A 15,946-nucleotide genomic window follows, 5' to 3' on the forward strand; every position below is an offset into this window, starting at 1 on the left:
CAAGCAGTTTGTGCAGTGCGGGAACATTTTATGCTGCGCAGCACGGACGGGCCGCCGTTGCAGCGACGGGCGGCATACTTGCGGGAGTGGGACGCCATGCCCATTTCGGGTTTGACTCGGGTTGTGGAAAGGGCAAGAAAAGTCCCCGACGGCACCCGAAATCATTCCCCGAAAGCCTGGAGAAGAACATGTCCGCTTCCAACGCCATCGTTGTCGCCAGTGCAGCGCGCACGCCCGTCGGCTCCTTCAACGGCGCCTTCGCCAACACCCCAGCCCATGAATTGGGTGCCGTCGCCGTCAGGGAAGCGCTGGTCCGTGCCGGCGTCGACGGCAAGGAGGTGGACGAGGTCATTCTCGGCCAGATTCTGACCGCGGCTCAAGGGCAGAACCCGGCGCGGCAGGCGGCAATGGCTGCCGGCGTACCGCAGGAGGCGACCTCCTGGGGCCTGAACCAGCTCTGCGGCTCGGGCTTGCGCGCTATCGCGCTCGGCATGCAGCAGATCGCCCAGGGCGATGCAAAAATCATCGTTGCCGGCGGCCAGGAATCGATGTCGATGGCTCCGCATGCGCAACATCTGCGCGGTGGCGTCAAGATGGGCGACTTCAAGCTGATCGACACCATGATCAAGGACGGCCTGACCGATGCCTTCTACGGCTATCATATGGGCAACACCGCTGAGAACGTCGCCCGCCAGTTTCAGATCACCCGCGACGACCAGGACCAGTTCGCACTGGCTTCCCAGAACAAGGCCGAGGCCGCGCAGAAAGCCGGGAAATTCAAGGACGAGATCGTTGCCTTTACAGTCAAGGGCAGGAAGGGCGACACCGTAGTCGACCAGGATGAATACATCCGCCACGGCGCGACAATCGATGCCATGACCAAGCTCAAGCCCGCCTTCGACAAGGAAGGCACGGTGACGGCTGCCAATGCTTCCGGCATCAACGACGGCGCCGCCGCCGTGGTGCTGATGACCGAAGCGGAAGCCGCAAGGCGCGGCATCACACCGCTGGTGCGTATCGTTTCCTGGGCGACCGCCGGTGTCGACCCGCAGATCATGGGGACGGGACCGATCCCCTCCTCGCGCAAGGCGCTGGCCAAGGCCGGCTGGTCGGTTGGCGACCTCGATCTGGTCGAAGCCAACGAGGCCTTTGCCGCGCAGGCCTGCGCCGTCAACAAGGACATGGGCTGGGATCCGGCCATCGTCAACGTCAATGGCGGCGCCATCGCCATCGGCCATCCGGTCGGCGCCTCGGGCGCCCGCATCTTCAACACGCTGGTCTACGAGATGCGCCGCAGAAGTGCCAAGAAAGGCCTTGCCACGCTGTGCATCGGCGGCGGCATGGGTGTTGCCATGTGCGTGGAAGCATTGTGATGAGATAAGCGATACGAATAGGATGCTGGCGCAAAGCGAGTAGGGAATAGGGGGCAAACCCCACCGCTTCAACGCTCAGTCATCTGCATTTCCCGGGAGGACATATGACAAAGGTTGCAATCGTCACAGGCGGGTCGCGCGGCATCGGCGCGGCGATATCGGTCGCCTTGAAAAGCGCCGGCTATTCGGTCGCCGCAAACTACGCCGGCAATGAAGAAGCGGCGGCAAAGTTCAAGGCCGCGACCGGCATCCCGGTCTATAAATGGTCGGTCGCCGACTACGAGGCCTGCGCCGCCGGCATCAAACAGATCGAAGCCGATCTCGGTCCCGTCTCGGTGCTGGTCAACAATGCCGGCATCACTCGCGACGCGATGTTCCACAAGATGACCCGCGAGCAATGGAAAGAGGTCCTCGACACCAACCTTTCCGGCGTCTTCAACATGACGCATCCATTGTGGGGCGGCATGCGCGACCGCAAGTTCGGTCGCATCATCACCATCTCCTCGATCAACGGCCAGAAAGGCCAGGTCGGCCAGGTCAATTATTCGGCCTCGAAGGCCGGCGATATCGGCTTCACCAAGGCACTGGCCCAGGAAGGCGCGCGCGCCGGCATCACCGTCAACGTCATTTGCCCCGGCTACATCGCCACCGAGATGGTCAAGGCAATGGACGAGAAGGTCCTCAACGAGCGCGTCATCCCGCACATCCCGGTCGGTCGTCTCGGCGAGCCGGAGGAGATCGCGCGCTGCGTCGTCTTCCTCGCTTCCGACGATGCCGGTTTCATCACCGGCTCGACCATATCAGCCAATGGCGGCCAGTACGTCGCCTGATCGTTTGTCTTTACGTTGAGACAGATCCGCGCTTGGACGAACGGGCCTGCAAAACGGCCCGTTTCTATAGCGGTCTTCCCGTTGCAAGATCTCGATGCAGCACGCTGCCCCAATCCGGCACGCAAAGGTTAACGGCAAACTCGCAGCTTGTGCAAAAGCCGCCCGGCAGCCTGTGGATTCTCGGTGGAAAAGCTGTCCACAACACAACATGTTGCGGTGAACAAACCAAGAAACTTCGGCTATCTCTGATTCGTCGCCGATTCGTTCCGGCTTTGAGCGGAACGTTAACGGCGAGAGCTGAAAACACCCTCGAAATGATTAAAGCGCGTTAGGAAACATCAATAATTTCACAACGTTGTGCGAAGCAGATTGGCCGGCCACGACCATTCGCCGGCAAAGGTTAACCGCAGTGCTCGCTTGGATGCCGCTTGCATAAATCGGGCCAGTTTCCGTGATTCAGCATGTGGTGAGGTACGCCGACAGAAAACCCAGATGTAGCCGTGAACAAACCCTGAATCAGCGCGAGTCAGTGATTCGTCGCTGATTCGTTCCAGACTCGTTCCAACTGTTAATCGGGAACAGATTTTCTGGCTTCGAACCAACCAATCGGCCTGCCCTCGGCATATTCCGCTTTCGCTTCGCGCCCGAAATCCCTATGTGTCGCCTGTCATACGCGGCCAATATGGGCGCGCTCCCGACAATGCGAGGCAGAGAGCCTTATTTCCAGGCCGATGAACATCCATCCGAAACACACTGAACCGCTGATCCTGTCGGGTCGAGACGTGACGGCCGTGCTCGGCCCGACCAACACCGGCAAGACCCATCTCGCCATCGAACGCATGGTGGCGCACGAAAGCGGCGTCATCGGCCTGCCGCTCAGGCTGCTTGCCCGCGAGGTCTATACGCGCGTCTGCGAGAAGGTCGGCGCCCATAAGGTTGCGCTCATCACCGGCGAGGAAAAGATCCAGCCGGCTGGCGCGAAATACTCGGTCTGCACCGTGGAAGCGATGCCGCGCGAGACCGACGCCGCCTTCGTTGCCATCGACGAGGTCCAGCTCGCCGGCGATCTCGAACGCGGACACATCTTCACCGATCGCATCCTGCATCTGCGCGGCCGCCAGGAGACGCTGCTGCTGGGCGCGGCCACCATGCACGGCATCCTGCAGCGCCTGCTGCGGGGCGTGTCGGTGGTGACCCGGCCACGCCTGTCGCACCTTGCCTATGCCGGCTCGAAGAAGCTGACCCGCCTGCCGCGGCGCACGGCGATCGTCGCCTTTTCGGCCGACGAGGTCTATGCCATCGCCGAGCTGATCCGCCGCCAGCAGGGCGGTGCCGCCGTCGTGCTCGGCGCACTCAGCCCGCGCACCCGCAACGCCCAGGTGGCGCTGTTCCAGTCGGGCGACGTCGACTACCTCGTCGCCACCGACGCCATCGGCATGGGCCTCAACCTCGACCTCGACCACGTCGCCTTCGCCCAGAATCGCAAATTCGACGGCTACCAGTACCGCAACCTGACGGCGGCCGAGCTCGGCCAGATTGCCGGCCGCGCTGGCCGGCATCTGCGCGACGGCACCTTCGGCGTCACCGGCCAGGTCGATCCGCTGGATGATGAACTGGTCAACAAAATCGAGGCGCATGATTTCGACCCGGTGAAAGTACTGCAGTGGCGCACCGCGCATTTCGATTTCGCCAACCTCGATGCGCTGAAGCGGTCGATTGAGACCAACGCCCCGGTCGAAGGCCTGACGCGCGCGCTGCCGGCAGTAGACGCACAGGCGCTCGAGCATCTGTCGCGCGACGAGGACGTCCGGGCACTCACCACCGATGCCAGGCGCGTGGCGCTGCTGTGGGAAGCCTGCGCGCTGCCCGACTACAGGAAGATCGCGCCGGCCCAGCACGCCGACTTGATTGCCTCCATTTACATGGACCTTGCCAGGCATGGCCATGTCGACGAGAACTACATGGCCGAGCAGGTGCGCCGTGCCGACACCACCGAAGGCGACATCGACACGTTATCGCACAGGATTGCCCAGATCCGCACATGGACCTTCGTTTCCAACCGGCCCGGCTGGCTGGCCGATCGGGCACACTGGCAGGAAAAGACGCGCGAAATCGAAGACAGATTGTCGGATGCGCTGCATGAGCGGTTGACGAAACGTTTTGTAGACCGCAGGACTTCCGTCCTCATGCGGCGCCTTAGAGAAAACACGATGCCTGAAGCCGAAATCAGCCCAACCGGAACCGTCCTCGTCGAAGGCCATCACGTCGGCGAGTTGCAAGGTTTCCGCTTCACCGCCGACCAGAGCGCCGGCGGCGAAGACGCCAAGGCGGTGCGGGCGGCGGCGCAGAAGGCGCTTGCCGCCGAGTTCGAGGCGCGGGCCGAGCGCTTCGGCGCCTCGGCCAATGGCGACATCGCGCTGGGTTCGGATGGCACGCTGCGCTGGATCGGCGCGCCGATCGGCACGCTGGTCGCCGGCGAAGACGCTTTGAAGCCGCGTCTGGTTCTGCTGGCCGACGAGCAACTCACCGGCCCGGCACGCGACAAGGTTGCGGCGCGCGCCGAGCGCTTCGTAAACTTCCAGATCGAATCCCTGCTGAAGCCGCTGGTCGACCTCAAGAATGCCGAGCAGATCACCGGCATCGGCCGCGGCATTGCTTTCCAGCTCGTCGAGCATTTCGGTCTCATCAACCGTCGCGACATCGCCGACGAGATGAAATCGCTCGACCAGGAAGGCCGCGCGGCGCTTCGCCGTCTCGGCGTGCGCTTCGGCGCCTACCATGTCTTCGTGCCGGCGCTGATCAAGCCGGCGCCGGCCGGGCTGATAACGCTGCTGTGGGCGCTGAGAAACGACGGCAAGGACAAGCCCGGTTTCGGCGATGTCGTTCACGCACTGGCCTCCGGCCGCACCTCGGTGGTCATCGATCCGACCTTCGACAAGACCTTCTACAAGCTTGCCGGCTACCGCAATCTTGGCCGGCGTGCTGTACGCGTCGATATTCTCGAACGGCTGGCCGACCTGATCCGGCCGGCGACCAACTGGAAGCCGGGCCTCGGCCCTCGCCCCGACGGCGCCTATGACGGCCAGTCCTTCATGGTGACGCCGCCGATGATGTCGATTCTCGGCGCCACCGCCGACGACATGGAAGAAATCCTGAAGGGACTCGGCTATCGCGCCGATGCCAAACCGGCGGCCGAGGTCAAGGCGCGGCTCGAAGCACAGGACAATGCCGCGCGTGAAGCTGCCGCTGCAAAGCAGGCGGCGGAAGAGACTGCGCGCGTCGAGCAGGCGAGGATGGCGGAAGCATCTGCCGCGGCAGAGCCGCCGGCGGAGGCTTCGGAACCTGTGTCGGATGCGGCTCCTGTTGCGGAGGCGGCGGCCGAAGCTGTGACCGAAGCGACGGCAGAGCCTGTCGCGGAAGCTCCAGCCCCTGAAGCTGAGGCAGAAGTCACGCAAGAGACCCGGCCCGCCGCGGAGGCAACTGCTGAAGCGCCTGCGGAACCAACGGCCGAGCCAAGGGCGGAACCTGGGGCGGAAACTGAGGCTGCGGCACCGGCAGAACCGCCGGTTTCCGACACTACGGAAGCATCGCCGGCCGAACCTGCAGCGACGGCAGGAGCCGTCGCCGGCGAAGCTGCTCCAGAAGCCGAGGAGCCAAAACCCATCCTGTTATGGCGGCAGGGTCGTTTCGACCAGCGCCCGCGTCATCGCCAGCATGACAACCGCCCCCGGGACAATCATCGGGACAATCGCGCGCGCAATGGTCAAGCTGCGCCGGACAGCCGCAGCGATGCGCCGGTAGATGCCGGCGGGCAACCGACGCCGGGCGACCGGCCCGCCCGTCAGGGGCGCCACGACCAGCGCGACGGCGCCGGCAAGCCGCGCTTCGATCGCAGCAAGTTCAAGCCCAGGCCGCAAGGCGACGCGGCAGATCAGCGCGCCGGCAAGCCGCAAGGTGAACGCCCGGACCGGCGCGAAAACCGGCCCGACTGGAAGGCTGGCCGGCAGGACGGCAAAGGCGGCGCCCAAGGCGCAAAGCCGGCGTTCCAGCCAAAGCCGCGTGAGGAACGCCCGGTCCGCTTCGATCCGGACTCGCCCTTCGCCAAGCTCGCCGCGTTGCGCGACCAGCTGAAGAAGTAAGCTGCTCGTCCAATGGTCACTGATGCCCGCCAGCGCATCGACAAGTGGCTGTTCTTCTCGCGCGCGGTAAAATCGCGCACGCTGGCAGCCAAGCTGGTCGTCGCCGGACGCGTCCGCATCAATCGCGACAAAGCAGCGCAGGCCTCCGATACGGTCCGGCCGGGCGACGTTTTGACCATCACGCTGGAGCGGCGGATCTTCGTCTGGAAAGTCCTTGGCACCGGCGTACGGCGTGGCCCGGCCGAAGAGGCCCGCCTGCTCTACGAGGACATGTCGCCGCCCCCCGCGCCCAAGGGCGAGGCGCTTCCGGATGCGGTGCCGCCGTTGCGCGAGGCCGGCAGCGGTCGCCCGACGAAGAAGGAACGCCGCCAGACCGACCACCTGCTCGGCGACGATTGAGCAAGGTCGAACGCCCGCTTTGCCGGCCTTCCGGAATTCCATTCCGGAAACCGCGGCACCGCTGGCAGGGGCCGCCCTTGCCACCAGCGGACAAAGGCGTTACCTCACCAAAAAAGCCTAACAAAATGGGACGTCCCGGAGCCGACCAATGACCTATGTCGTGACCGACAATTGCATAAAATGCAAATACATGGACTGCATCGAGGTCTGTCCGGTCGACTGCTTCTACGAAGGTGAGAACATGCTCGTCATCCACCCGGACGAGTGCATCGATTGCGGCGTCTGCGAACCGGAATGCCCGGCCGACGCAATCAAGCCCGACACCGAGTCGGGTCTCGACAAATGGCTGCAGATCAACACCGAATATGCCGAGAAATGGCCCAACATCACCGCCAAGAAGGAGCCGCCGGCCGACGCTAAAAATTTCGATGGCGAAACTGGCAAGTTCGAGAAATATTTCTCCCCGGAGCCCGGCGAAGGCGACTGACGAGCCTGCCGGCTGCGGCGGCCTGACGCCGCGTAACAGACGTGATACATTAACTGCCTTGACAGGCGGCGACGGCGCGCGGCCTTCGCGCGTGCAGCAAAACCTTGATTCTTCCGACTTTTTGTGCTATATGAGCCAAACATGCCGGTGACACAACGTCGATTTATGGCGCAAACGCCCCAAATCACTGAAAGGTGAATTTCTCAATCCGGACCAGAGCGATCTGGGGCAGGCGGTCGCAATGTTGCGATTTGCCGGTCCTGGCCTTTCCGGTGAGTTCATCGTTGTGTGGCTAAGGACCGGTCACCCCGGTCGCACGAGTTCGGGCCGGCACGATGCCGGTACCACAACAAGGAGTTCAGGGCGTAATGGCAACGATCACCCCGCAGAAGAAGTCCACCGCAGCGCGCCACGGTTTCAAGACCGGCGAATACATCGTTTATCCGGCGCATGGTGTCGGCCAGATCGTCTCGATTGATGAGCAGGAAGTCGCGGGCCACAAGCTGGAGCTGTTCGTCATCGACTTCCAGAAGGACAAGATGCGCCTCAAGGTGCCGGTCGCCAAGGCGACCTCGATCGGCATGCGCAAGCTGTCGGAAGAGGATTATGTCGAGCGCGCGCTGAAGGTCGTGCAGGGCCGCGCCCGCGTCAAGCGCACCATGTGGTCACGCCGTGCCCAGGAATATGATGCCAAGATCAACTCCGGCGATCTGATCTCGATCTCGGAAGTGGTGCGTGACCTTTACCGCGCCGATAACCAGCCGGAGCAGTCCTATTCCGAGCGCCAGCTCTACGAGGCGGCCCTCGACCGCATGGCCCGCGAGATCGCGGCCGTTAACCGCATGTCGGAGACCGAAGCGGTCCGCCTCATCGAGGTGAACCTCAACAAGGGCCCGAAGCGCGGCGCTAAGGCCGACAACGAGGAAGCCGAGCAGGAAGAAGCCGCCTGAGCTTTTCTCGTCTTCGAATTCAGAAAAACCCGGCCTCGCGCCGGGTTTTTTGTTTTGGCTGACCGGCGACGGGCATATCTAACCTTCGCCGCCGCCTTCCCTTTCCGCCTCGTGCTTCAGCGTGGCGATGAACCGCTTGGTCCGCTGGCGCTCCGGATTGCTGAACAGCACCGCGGCCGGGCCTTGTTCGACGATGTTGCCGGCATCGAGGAACACCACTTCCCGCGCGATCTTGGAGGCGAGCCGCAGATCATGCGTCGCCATCGCCATGGTCGTGCCCTCGCTGGCGAGCTTGCCGAGCACATCGACCACCTCCTGCGCCAGTTCCGGATCGAGTGCCGAGGTCGGCTCGTCGCAGAGCAGGACTTTCGGCGAAGGCGCCAGAGCCCGGGCAATCGCCACGCGCTGCTGCTGGCCACCTGACAGCGTCGCCGGCCAGGCATCGGCCTTGTGCGCCATGCCGACCTTTTCGAGCAGGGCCCGCGCCCGTTCGCGCGCCCTCTCCTTGGGCCATTTCAGCACCGTCACCAGCCCCTCCATGATGTTCTCGATCGCGGTGCGATGCGGAAACAGCTGGAAATTCTGGAACACCATGCCGGTCTGCAGCCGCAGCCGCTGGATATCCCTGGTCGAGACCCTGCCGCCGGGGCGGAATTCGAGTGCATCGTCGCCGATCCGTACCGTGCCTGAAGTCGGGAGCTCGAGCAGGTTGATGCAGCGCAAAAGAGTGCTCTTCCCTCCGCCCGACGGTCCGACAAGCGCCGTAACGCTGCCTTCCTCGATGGTGACGGTCACGCCCTTCAGCACAAGATTGTCGCCGAAACGCTTTTCGATGTTGGTGAGGCCGATCATGCGCGCGCCTCCAGGAAGCCGCCATAACGGTTGAGCCGCGTTTCCAGCCGCGCCTGCAAGGCCGACAGCACGGAGCTCATGATCAGATAGAGGGCCGCTGCCTCGACATAGAGGATCAGCGGCTCATAGGTGGTGGCGACGATGCGCTGCGCTGCCTGGAACATCTCCGGCACGGTGATGGCGGCGGCGAGCGAAGTGTCCTTGACCAGCGAGATGAAGGTGTTGGACAGCGGCGGCACGGCGACGCGCCCCGCCTGTGGAAGAATGGTGCGCCGCATTGCCTGGGCCCAGGTCATGCCGATCGAATAGGCCGCTTCCCACTGACCCTTCGGCACCGAACCGATGACGGCGCGGATGATTTCCGACGAATAAGCACCGATGTTCAAGGTGAAGCCGATCAGTGCTGCCGGAAAGGCGTCGAGCAGGATGCCGACCGATGGCAGGCCGTAGAAGATAAGGAACAGTTGCACGAGAAGCGGCGTGCCGCGGAATATCCAGACGTAGAAGCGGACCACGGCGACCAGCGGTTTGGGACCGAACAGCCGGACAAGCGCCACAACCAGGCCTAGTACAAGACCGAATGCAAACGACAGCAGCGTCAGCGGCACGGTGAAGATCAGTGCAGCCCATAGCAGCGTAGGCAGGGATTCCAGCATCAATTGCAGCCAGTGCGGCACGAAGGCTCCTCCTTGCCAGATTGCCGTCGCTCATATCACGCGAAAGCGGCGGGCCGTCAAAAGACAGCTCGCCGCGATATGAACGACGCGGGCCGGCGTTCGGCCCACACGAGAAAGCCGTTTTACTTCGAAACGTCCTGGCCGAAATAGGTGTCGGCGATTTTCTTGTAGGTGCCGTCGGCCTTGATGTCGGCCAGCGCCTTATTGATGGCGGCCACCAGTTCCGGATCGCCCTTGCGCACGATGACGCCGGAATAGTCGGCGTTTTCTTCCTGGGCGGCAATCTTCACATTGGCGTCGGGCTTGTGCTTCTTGAAGTCGAGGAAGGACAGGCTGTCGTTGATGGTGGCGTCGGCGCGGCCGGTAAGAAGCAACTGGATCGACTGGTCGAAGCCGTCGGTGCCGACGAGCTCGGCGCCATTGGTTTCAGCCAGCTTGCCGAAATTCGAGGTCAGCGACTGCGCCGCCTTCTTGCCCTTGAGATCGGCGAAACCCTTGATGTCGGTGTTGTCGCCGCGCACGATCAGCACCGCCTTGGAGGCGATGTAGGGATCCGAAAAGTCATATTTGGCCTTGCGCGCCTCGGTGATGCCGACCTCGTTGATGACGGCATCGTAGCGGTTGGCATCGAGACCGGCGATCAGCCCGTCCCATTTGCCTTCGAGGAACTGGGCTTTGACGCCGAGGCGCTCGGCGATGGCCCGCGCGATCTCGACGTCGAAGCCGACCAGCGCGCCGGAAGCATCATGATAGGTGAAGGGCGCATAGGTTCCTTCTGTGCCGACCTTGAAGACGCCGGACTGCTTGATCTGGTCGAGATTGGCGCCGGCGTGACCGGCGGCGATGGCCAGAACCTGCAGCGTTCCGGCGATGATGAGCGATTTGAGCCATTTCATTTTTCTGTGATCCGTCCTTGGCCGGTGTCCGGCGTCATTGCGAGTGCCGGAAAATGACAGATGCGCGATGCCAGAATAAGAAACTGAATTTCAAAAATCCCGCGCCCTTGAAATCCAATTCTCAACCAGCATCTTCCGGCGCCATCCGGCTGAGTCAAGGCCGGTGGCGAATCGCCTGGAACAGCGCAATCGACATGACAGTCCGGGGGAACATTCCCCCGCATGGCACGTTCTTCGCTGTTGTAGGGCGCGGCGCCGCCATTTCAACCATCGGCGCCAACTCACGATTCGATCGCACCGCAACGCCTGAAGCAGGAGCGCGGCATGATGGAAGACAGTGCAGGACGGACCATGGTTCGCGCGGCGATGAAAGCCCCTTATCTGGAACGTGACGAAGAGCATCTCCTGGCGCTGCGCTGGAAGGAGAACAATGACCAGCACGCGCTGCACCGCATCACCGTCGCGCATATGCGGCTGGTCATTTCCATGGCGTCGCGGTTTCGCCACTACGGCCTTCCGCTGGGCGACCTGATCCAGGAAGGCCATGTCGGGCTGCTGGAGGCCGCGGCCCGTTTCGAACCCGAGCGCGAGGTGCGGTTCTCGACCTACGCGACTTGGTGGATTCGCGCCTCGATGCAGGACTATATCCTGCGCAACTGGTCGATCGTGCGCGGCGGCACCAGCTCGGCGCAAAAGGCGCTGTTCTTCAACCTGCGGCGTCTGCGCGCCCGCCTGGCAAACGGCGCCGAGCAGACGTCGAATGCCACGCTCTACCGCGAAGTGTCGGCGGCTCTCGGGGTATCGGAGGCCGATGTGGCGATGATGGATTCCCGCCTTTCGGCGCCGGACAGCTCGCTCAACACGCCGCTTGCCGACGATGCGGGCGCAACCGAGCGGATGGAGTTCCTGGTTTCGGATGACCCGCTGCCCGATGAGGTCGTCGGCGATACGATCGACGTCGAACGCCGCTCGGTGTGGCTGAAGACGGCACTCGGCGCTCTCAATGCGCGCGAGCTCAGGATTATCGAGGAACGCCGGCTGAGCGACGAGGGCGCGACGCTCGAAGCGCTCGGCGAGACGCTCGGCATCTCCAAGGAACGTGTCCGGCAGATCGAGGCGCGCGCCATGGAAAAGCTCAAGGCGGCGCTGGTAAAGCAGAATCCGGAATTTCTCGCAGCCTGAATCGCGTCGTCTGCTATTTGTCGGTGACGATCTTCACCTTGTCGCCGGCCGAAACCGCGGCACCCGGCGACAGCGCGTTGAGCACCCTGAACAAATCCAGCTTGCGGTCGACGCCGACCATCTGTGCGGCCAGGGAGCCCATCGTCTGGCCGGGCTGCACGGTGACGATGCGGATACGCAGTGGCTTCAGTGCTGCCTTCTCGGCAGCACTCAGGATGCGGAACGAGCCGCTGACCGAGCGCGCCACCGTGCTCAGCGAGGTGCTGGCCGACGGCGCAGCAGTCAGCAAGCGGTAGACTTGGCCGCCGGCGCGGATCACCGCAATGTCGAATTGCCAGCCATCGGCGCCGGCATGCGCGGTTGCCGCTTCGTTGCCGTTGATCGTCTCCTGGCGCACGCTGCTGTCGTCGAGGCCGGCAACCCAACCGCTGCGGATGTAGTCGGTCAGCGAGCGGTTCTTGTCGATCGAAACGCCGTCGAAGCGGATCGCCATGTCGCCCGGGCCGGTCGCCGTCACCGCCGCCGCCGAATTGTCGATGACGAAACCGTTGGGCACCGAGAACGACACGCCGAGGCCAGGGTGCAGGAAGGTTTCGCCGCGCACGTAGCCTTCCTCCGGCGTGTCGCCGTAAAGCAGCCCGTCTACGCCGGCAAGAAATGAATCGCGGTCGCGCGACCCGACACCAGGCGCGCCGAACTGGCGGGCGTGGCGCTGCGCGAGGTCTATACGCTGCGGCGTGTTGGGGTGCGTCGCCAGGAAGTCGAGGCTGGCGTCGGTGGCGCCGCTGATTGAGCGGAAATCGGTATAGGCCGACATCGACTGCAGGAAGCGGCCGGCGGCGTAGGGGTCGAAACCGGCTTCGCCGATCGACTTGATGCCGATGGCATCGGCCTCCAGCTCCTGATTGCGCGAGAACTGGGCCAGCCTCAGCTTGCCGCGGATCAGCGCCGCCTTGGCCGTCGGGTTGTCGCCGAGCACGTCCGAAACGACCTTGGTCGCCAACCCCTCTTCGGCTTCCAGCTGCTGGCGCTGCAGGCCGTGGTTGGCCGTAACGTGGCCCATCTCATGCGCGATGACGGCGGCCAGCTCGGCGGAATCGTTGGCCAGCGCCAGCAGCCCGCGGGTGATGTAGAGATAGCCGCCCGGCAGCGCGAAGGCATTGACGTTGGGCGAGTTGAGGATGGTGATGCGGTAGGTCTGGGTTGGGTTGGCCGACACCACGGTCAGTCTGCCGACGATCTTGGCCACCATGCGCTCGAGCTTGGGGTCGGAATACTCGCCGCCATAGGTGGCGAGGATGCGCGGGTGCTGCGCCTTCGCCAGTTGGGCGAGCTTGCCGTTGGCGGCGACATTGTCGACCGTGATCGGCTTGTCTGAGGGCTGAAAGCCTGATTCCTGCACGTCGGGAGGCGTGAACATCTGGCAGCTTGCCAGCGCCACGGCAAGACCGGCCAGCGCCAGAAAGCGCGCCAGCGGTTTCACCCTCCGATTGTCGATGCCGGTCGGCAGATCGGCTTCCTTTCAAGTCCTGGCACGTGACCGCGAAAATCGGGCGCGATTTCCGGAAAGCATCACGCGCAAATCAAGTGCTACGGCGTCCTTCGTGCGTCCGACGGATACGAGGCAGCAAGGGCAAATCACGCTCTAGGCCGGACCAGCTCCTGGCGGACCTAGCCACACTACCTCGACCATGGCAAGCAAGCGCCGCTTCGCCTTCCGCCGGTTTGACCATAAATTATGTCCGCTTCCGGGCAACATCTCGTGATCCAGCCGCAAACGGACCCGAGCCGATATAGCGTCGGAATGCCTCCGGTCCAGCCCCGACGAAAAAATCGGCCGCGGTGCCCGTCGCGGCAACCGTGCCACCATCCAGGAAAACCATGTTTTGGCCGATACGGCGCGCATCGTCCGGCTGGTGCGTGACGAATAGCACCGTCATGCGCTGCTCCGAATGGACGTCGGCCACCAGGTCGAGCATGTCGTCGCGCAGTGCCGGTCCGAGCGAAGCGAACGGCTCGTCGAGCAACAGCACCGGCCGGTCGCGCACCAGGACCCGGGCGAGCGCGACGCGCTGCCGCTCGCCGCCGGAGAGTTCGCGCGGCAGCCGGCTTTCCTTGCCGGCAAGGCCGACGCGCTTCAGCGCTGCGGCGATTGCGGCGCGGTCAGCCTCGCTCAGCCTGAGCGAAGGCGAGCGGCCGAGCCCGACATTCTGCTCGAGGGACAGATGGGCAAACAGGTTGTTTTCCTGGAACACCATCGATACCGGCCGCGCTGATGGCGGCGCAGTGCTGACGTCGGCGCCGCCGATCAGCACGCGGCCCGACCGCGGCGTCTCGAAGCCGGCCACCAGATTGAGCAGCGTCGACTTTCCCGAACCGCTCGGCCCCATGATGGCGGTGATTTCCGACGCCGGGAAATCGACATCGAATATAAGCGGCGTTTCACCATAGCTGAACGAGACATTATCGAGCCGCACGGCCGCGCCTTTTTCCACCGAAATGGACCGTTCCGGGCTGATCGGCATCATGATTTCTCCCTCCTTCCCAGCCAGTCCGCGGCCAACACCAGCGCCAGGCAGACAAGGCCGAGCAGCAGCGCCAGGCCGGCGGCATCCTCGGTGCGGTAACTGCCCATGCGCGCCAGCAGCAGATAGGGCAAGGTCTGTACGGAATCGCTGCCGAATAGCGCAATGACGCCGAGATCGCCGAGCGACAGCGCCATGGCGAAAGCGAAGCCGGTGGCGAGCGGCCGCCGCAGCGACGGCCAGTCGACCAGCCGCAACCGGTTCCAGCCCGAGATGCCAAGCTGTGCACAGAGCCGTTCGTGGCGTTCGCTCGCCGCGTCATAGGCGGGGCGGATGGCGCGGATGGCGAACGGCATCGCCATCACCGCATTGACCGCAACGACCATGACAGGGGCGATCGCAAAGACATCGCTGACGGTGCGCAAGAGCAAGAACCAGCCGGCACCGATGACGATGGGCGGCACCACCAGGACGAACCCCGCACCGGTGTCGGCCAGATGTTCGAGCAGCGTCCTCCTGCCGCTCCGCCGGGTGAGCGCCAGCGCCCGGCGCGCCATGACCAGCGACAGCGACAACGCCACAGAGAGCAGCGCCGATAGGAGGGAGAGCACGGCACTGGTCGCCGTCGCTTGCCGCACCGCGCTCTCGCCGGCCAGGCGGCCGAGATCGGCGCCAAGCCCGGCTGCCAACGTGGCCGCCATCGGCCCGGCGACAAACAGCAGTGCCAGCCCGATCGCCAATGCGTTCAGCACGGTCTCGGCCGCACCGGCTGAAAAATACCGGCGCGGCGCCACCGGCAGATTGGCATCGCCGGTCATATTGGCGCTAAGCCGCGTCAAGGCCAGCACGACGACGAAGGTCAGGGCAATCTGCAGCAGGGTCAGCGTCACAGCCCGCGCCGGGTCGAAGTCGAAACGCAGCGCCTGGTAGATGGCAACCTCGAGCGTCGTCGCGCTGGGTCCGCCGCCGAGCGTAAGCACGATGGTGAAGGAGGTGATGCACAGCATGAAAACGAGCCCGGCAACGCCGGGCAAGGCCGCACGCAGCGGCGGCCATTCGATCAGCCGGAAGGCCGGCGCAGCACCCATGCCAAGCTGGCTCGCCAGCCGCCATTGGTCGGCCGGCACGGTCTGCAACGCCTCCAGGAACAGCCGCGTCGCCAGCGGCAGGTTGAAGAAGACATGGGCGACGAGTATGCCCGACAGGCCATAGATGCCGGGCCAGCTCTGGCCGCCTAGCGCGCCGAGCGTGCCGGCAAAATAGCCGGCGCGGCCATAGAGCGCCAAGACACCGAGTGCGGCAACAATGGCCGGCAGCGCCAGCGGCACGGCGAAAAGCTGGAGGATGAAGGCTCGCCCGAAAAAACGCGGATGCCGCGACAGGGCGCGCGCGACGAACAGCGCCGGTGCAACGGAGAGCAGGGTCGACAGCAGAGCCTGCCAGAGCGTGAAACGGACGACACGCAAGAGATAGGAATCGAAAGCGGAGGCGGCGCCGGACAGGTCGCGTGTGGCTTCGACGACGAGACCGGCGAATGCACCGCCGATCAGCAGCGCGATGGCGGCGAGCGCGACGATACCGGCAGTGACGCGGGAGTCCAATGATGCCGCGCGTTGCACGCTAGACCACCAGATTC

Annotated in this window: 13 protein-coding genes; 7 read left to right on the forward strand and 6 right to left on the reverse strand. The window is 64.1% G+C overall.

What is annotated here, in order from left to right; all coding sequences use genetic code 11:
- Positions 1–188 precede the first annotated feature (188 nt).
- From NKH93_RS21705 to NKH93_RS21730, 6 genes are all read left to right on the forward strand, one after another.
- Positions 189–1,373 carry an acetyl-CoA C-acetyltransferase gene (locus NKH93_RS21705; RefSeq protein ID WP_352452508.1) on the forward strand — a complete coding sequence of 395 codons (1,185 nt, stop codon included), beginning with the start codon at positions 189–191 and terminating at the stop codon, positions 1,371–1,373.
- Between the two features lie 104 nt (positions 1,374–1,477).
- On the forward strand, positions 1,478–2,203 hold the full coding sequence (phbB, locus tag NKH93_RS21710) for an acetoacetyl-CoA reductase (protein WP_352767641.1): 726 nt from the start codon (positions 1,478–1,480) through the stop codon (positions 2,201–2,203).
- Between the two features lie 731 nt (positions 2,204–2,934).
- A complete protein-coding gene (locus NKH93_RS21715; RefSeq protein ID WP_352767639.1) occupies positions 2,935–6,342 on the forward strand; it encodes a helicase-related protein in 3,408 nt (1,135 codons plus the stop codon).
- A gap of 12 nt (positions 6,343–6,354) precedes the next feature.
- Positions 6,355–6,741 carry an RNA-binding S4 domain-containing protein gene (locus NKH93_RS21720; protein WP_023680553.1) on the forward strand — a complete coding sequence of 129 codons (387 nt, stop codon included), beginning with the start codon at positions 6,355–6,357 and terminating at the stop codon, positions 6,739–6,741.
- 148 nt (positions 6,742–6,889) lie between these two features.
- Entirely contained in the window at positions 6,890–7,228 is a 339-nt protein-coding gene (gene fdxA, locus NKH93_RS21725) for a ferredoxin FdxA (protein WP_292664799.1), read from the forward strand.
- 368 nt (positions 7,229–7,596) lie between these two features.
- Positions 7,597–8,178, forward strand: a complete 582-nt coding sequence (locus NKH93_RS21730) for a CarD family transcriptional regulator (protein ID WP_006327799.1) — start codon at positions 7,597–7,599, stop codon at positions 8,176–8,178.
- Between the two features lie 78 nt (positions 8,179–8,256).
- On the opposite strand, the gene NKH93_RS21735 is transcribed toward NKH93_RS21730, so the two are convergent.
- From NKH93_RS21735 to NKH93_RS21745, 3 genes are all read right to left on the reverse strand, one after another.
- The gene (locus tag NKH93_RS21735; RefSeq protein WP_352918469.1) at positions 8,257–9,030 is read right to left on the reverse strand and encodes an amino acid ABC transporter ATP-binding protein; all 774 of its coding nucleotides are present in this window, start codon (positions 9,028–9,030) and stop codon (positions 8,257–8,259) included.
- Complete coding sequence (locus NKH93_RS21740) at positions 9,027–9,707, reverse strand: ABC transporter permease subunit (RefSeq protein ID WP_352471183.1); 681 nt, start codon at positions 9,705–9,707, stop codon at positions 9,027–9,029. Before NKH93_RS21740 ends, NKH93_RS21735 begins: the two co-directional genes overlap by 4 nt.
- A 122-nt stretch (positions 9,708–9,829) precedes the next feature.
- Positions 9,830–10,603 (reverse strand): amino acid ABC transporter substrate-binding protein, encoded by a 774-nt coding sequence (locus tag NKH93_RS21745; RefSeq protein ID WP_352471184.1) that lies wholly within the window; start codon positions 10,601–10,603, stop codon positions 9,830–9,832.
- A 324-nt stretch (positions 10,604–10,927) separates the two neighbouring features.
- Here NKH93_RS21745 and NKH93_RS21750 point away from each other — a divergent pair, with 324 nt between their 5' ends.
- Entirely contained in the window at positions 10,928–11,785 is an 858-nt protein-coding gene (locus NKH93_RS21750; protein WP_254816490.1) for an RNA polymerase factor sigma-32, read from the forward strand.
- Between the two features lie 13 nt (positions 11,786–11,798).
- Here NKH93_RS21750 and NKH93_RS21755 read toward each other — a convergent pair whose 3' ends face one another.
- The 3 genes from NKH93_RS21755 to thiP all read right to left on the reverse strand — a co-directional run bounded on the left by NKH93_RS21755 (position 11,799) and on the right by thiP (position 15,929).
- Positions 11,799–13,268 (reverse strand): M48 family metalloprotease, encoded by a 1,470-nt coding sequence (locus NKH93_RS21755; protein ID WP_023680559.1) that lies wholly within the window; start codon positions 13,266–13,268, stop codon positions 11,799–11,801.
- A gap of 253 nt (positions 13,269–13,521) precedes the next feature.
- Positions 13,522–14,313, reverse strand: a complete 792-nt coding sequence (thiQ, locus tag NKH93_RS21760; protein ID WP_352613421.1) for a thiamine ABC transporter ATP-binding protein — start codon at positions 14,311–14,313, stop codon at positions 13,522–13,524.
- On the reverse strand, positions 14,310–15,929 hold the full coding sequence (gene thiP, locus NKH93_RS21765; RefSeq protein WP_352971999.1) for a thiamine/thiamine pyrophosphate ABC transporter permease: 1,620 nt from the start codon (positions 15,927–15,929) through the stop codon (positions 14,310–14,312). Before thiP ends, thiQ begins: the two co-directional genes overlap by 4 nt.
- Positions 15,930–15,946 lie beyond the last annotated feature (17 nt).

Origin of the sequence: Mesorhizobium sp. M0954 (genome assembly GCF_040319155.1) — a bacterium.
Classification (GTDB): Bacteria; Pseudomonadota; Alphaproteobacteria; order Rhizobiales; family Rhizobiaceae; genus Mesorhizobium.

What these genes read in the sequence shown, in the direction of transcription:
- NKH93_RS21705 (WP_352452508.1), top strand. Translation starts at nt 189, where the DNA reads ATGTCCGCTTCCAACGCCATCGTTGTCGCCAGTGCAGCGCGCACGCCC.
- phbB (WP_352767641.1), top strand. Translation starts at nt 1,478, where the DNA reads ATGACAAAGGTTGCAATCGTCACAGGCGGGTCGCGCGGCATCGGCGCG.
- NKH93_RS21715 (WP_352767639.1), top strand. Translation starts at nt 2,935, where the DNA reads ATGAACATCCATCCGAAACACACTGAACCGCTGATCCTGTCGGGTCGA.
- NKH93_RS21720 (WP_023680553.1), top strand. Translation starts at nt 6,355, where the DNA reads ATGGTCACTGATGCCCGCCAGCGCATCGACAAGTGGCTGTTCTTCTCG.
- fdxA (WP_292664799.1), top strand. Translation starts at nt 6,890, where the DNA reads ATGACCTATGTCGTGACCGACAATTGCATAAAATGCAAATACATGGAC.
- NKH93_RS21730 (WP_006327799.1), top strand. Translation starts at nt 7,597, where the DNA reads ATGGCAACGATCACCCCGCAGAAGAAGTCCACCGCAGCGCGCCACGGT.
- NKH93_RS21735 (WP_352918469.1), bottom strand. Translation starts at nt 9,030, where the DNA reads ATGATCGGCCTCACCAACATCGAAAAGCGTTTCGGCGACAATCTTGTG.
- NKH93_RS21745 (WP_352471184.1), bottom strand. Translation starts at nt 10,603, where the DNA reads ATGAAATGGCTCAAATCGCTCATCATCGCCGGAACGCTGCAGGTTCTG.
- NKH93_RS21750 (WP_254816490.1), top strand. Translation starts at nt 10,928, where the DNA reads ATGATGGAAGACAGTGCAGGACGGACCATGGTTCGCGCGGCGATGAAA.
- thiQ (WP_352613421.1), bottom strand. Translation starts at nt 14,313, where the DNA reads ATGATGCCGATCAGCCCGGAACGGTCCATTTCGGTGGAAAAAGGCGCG.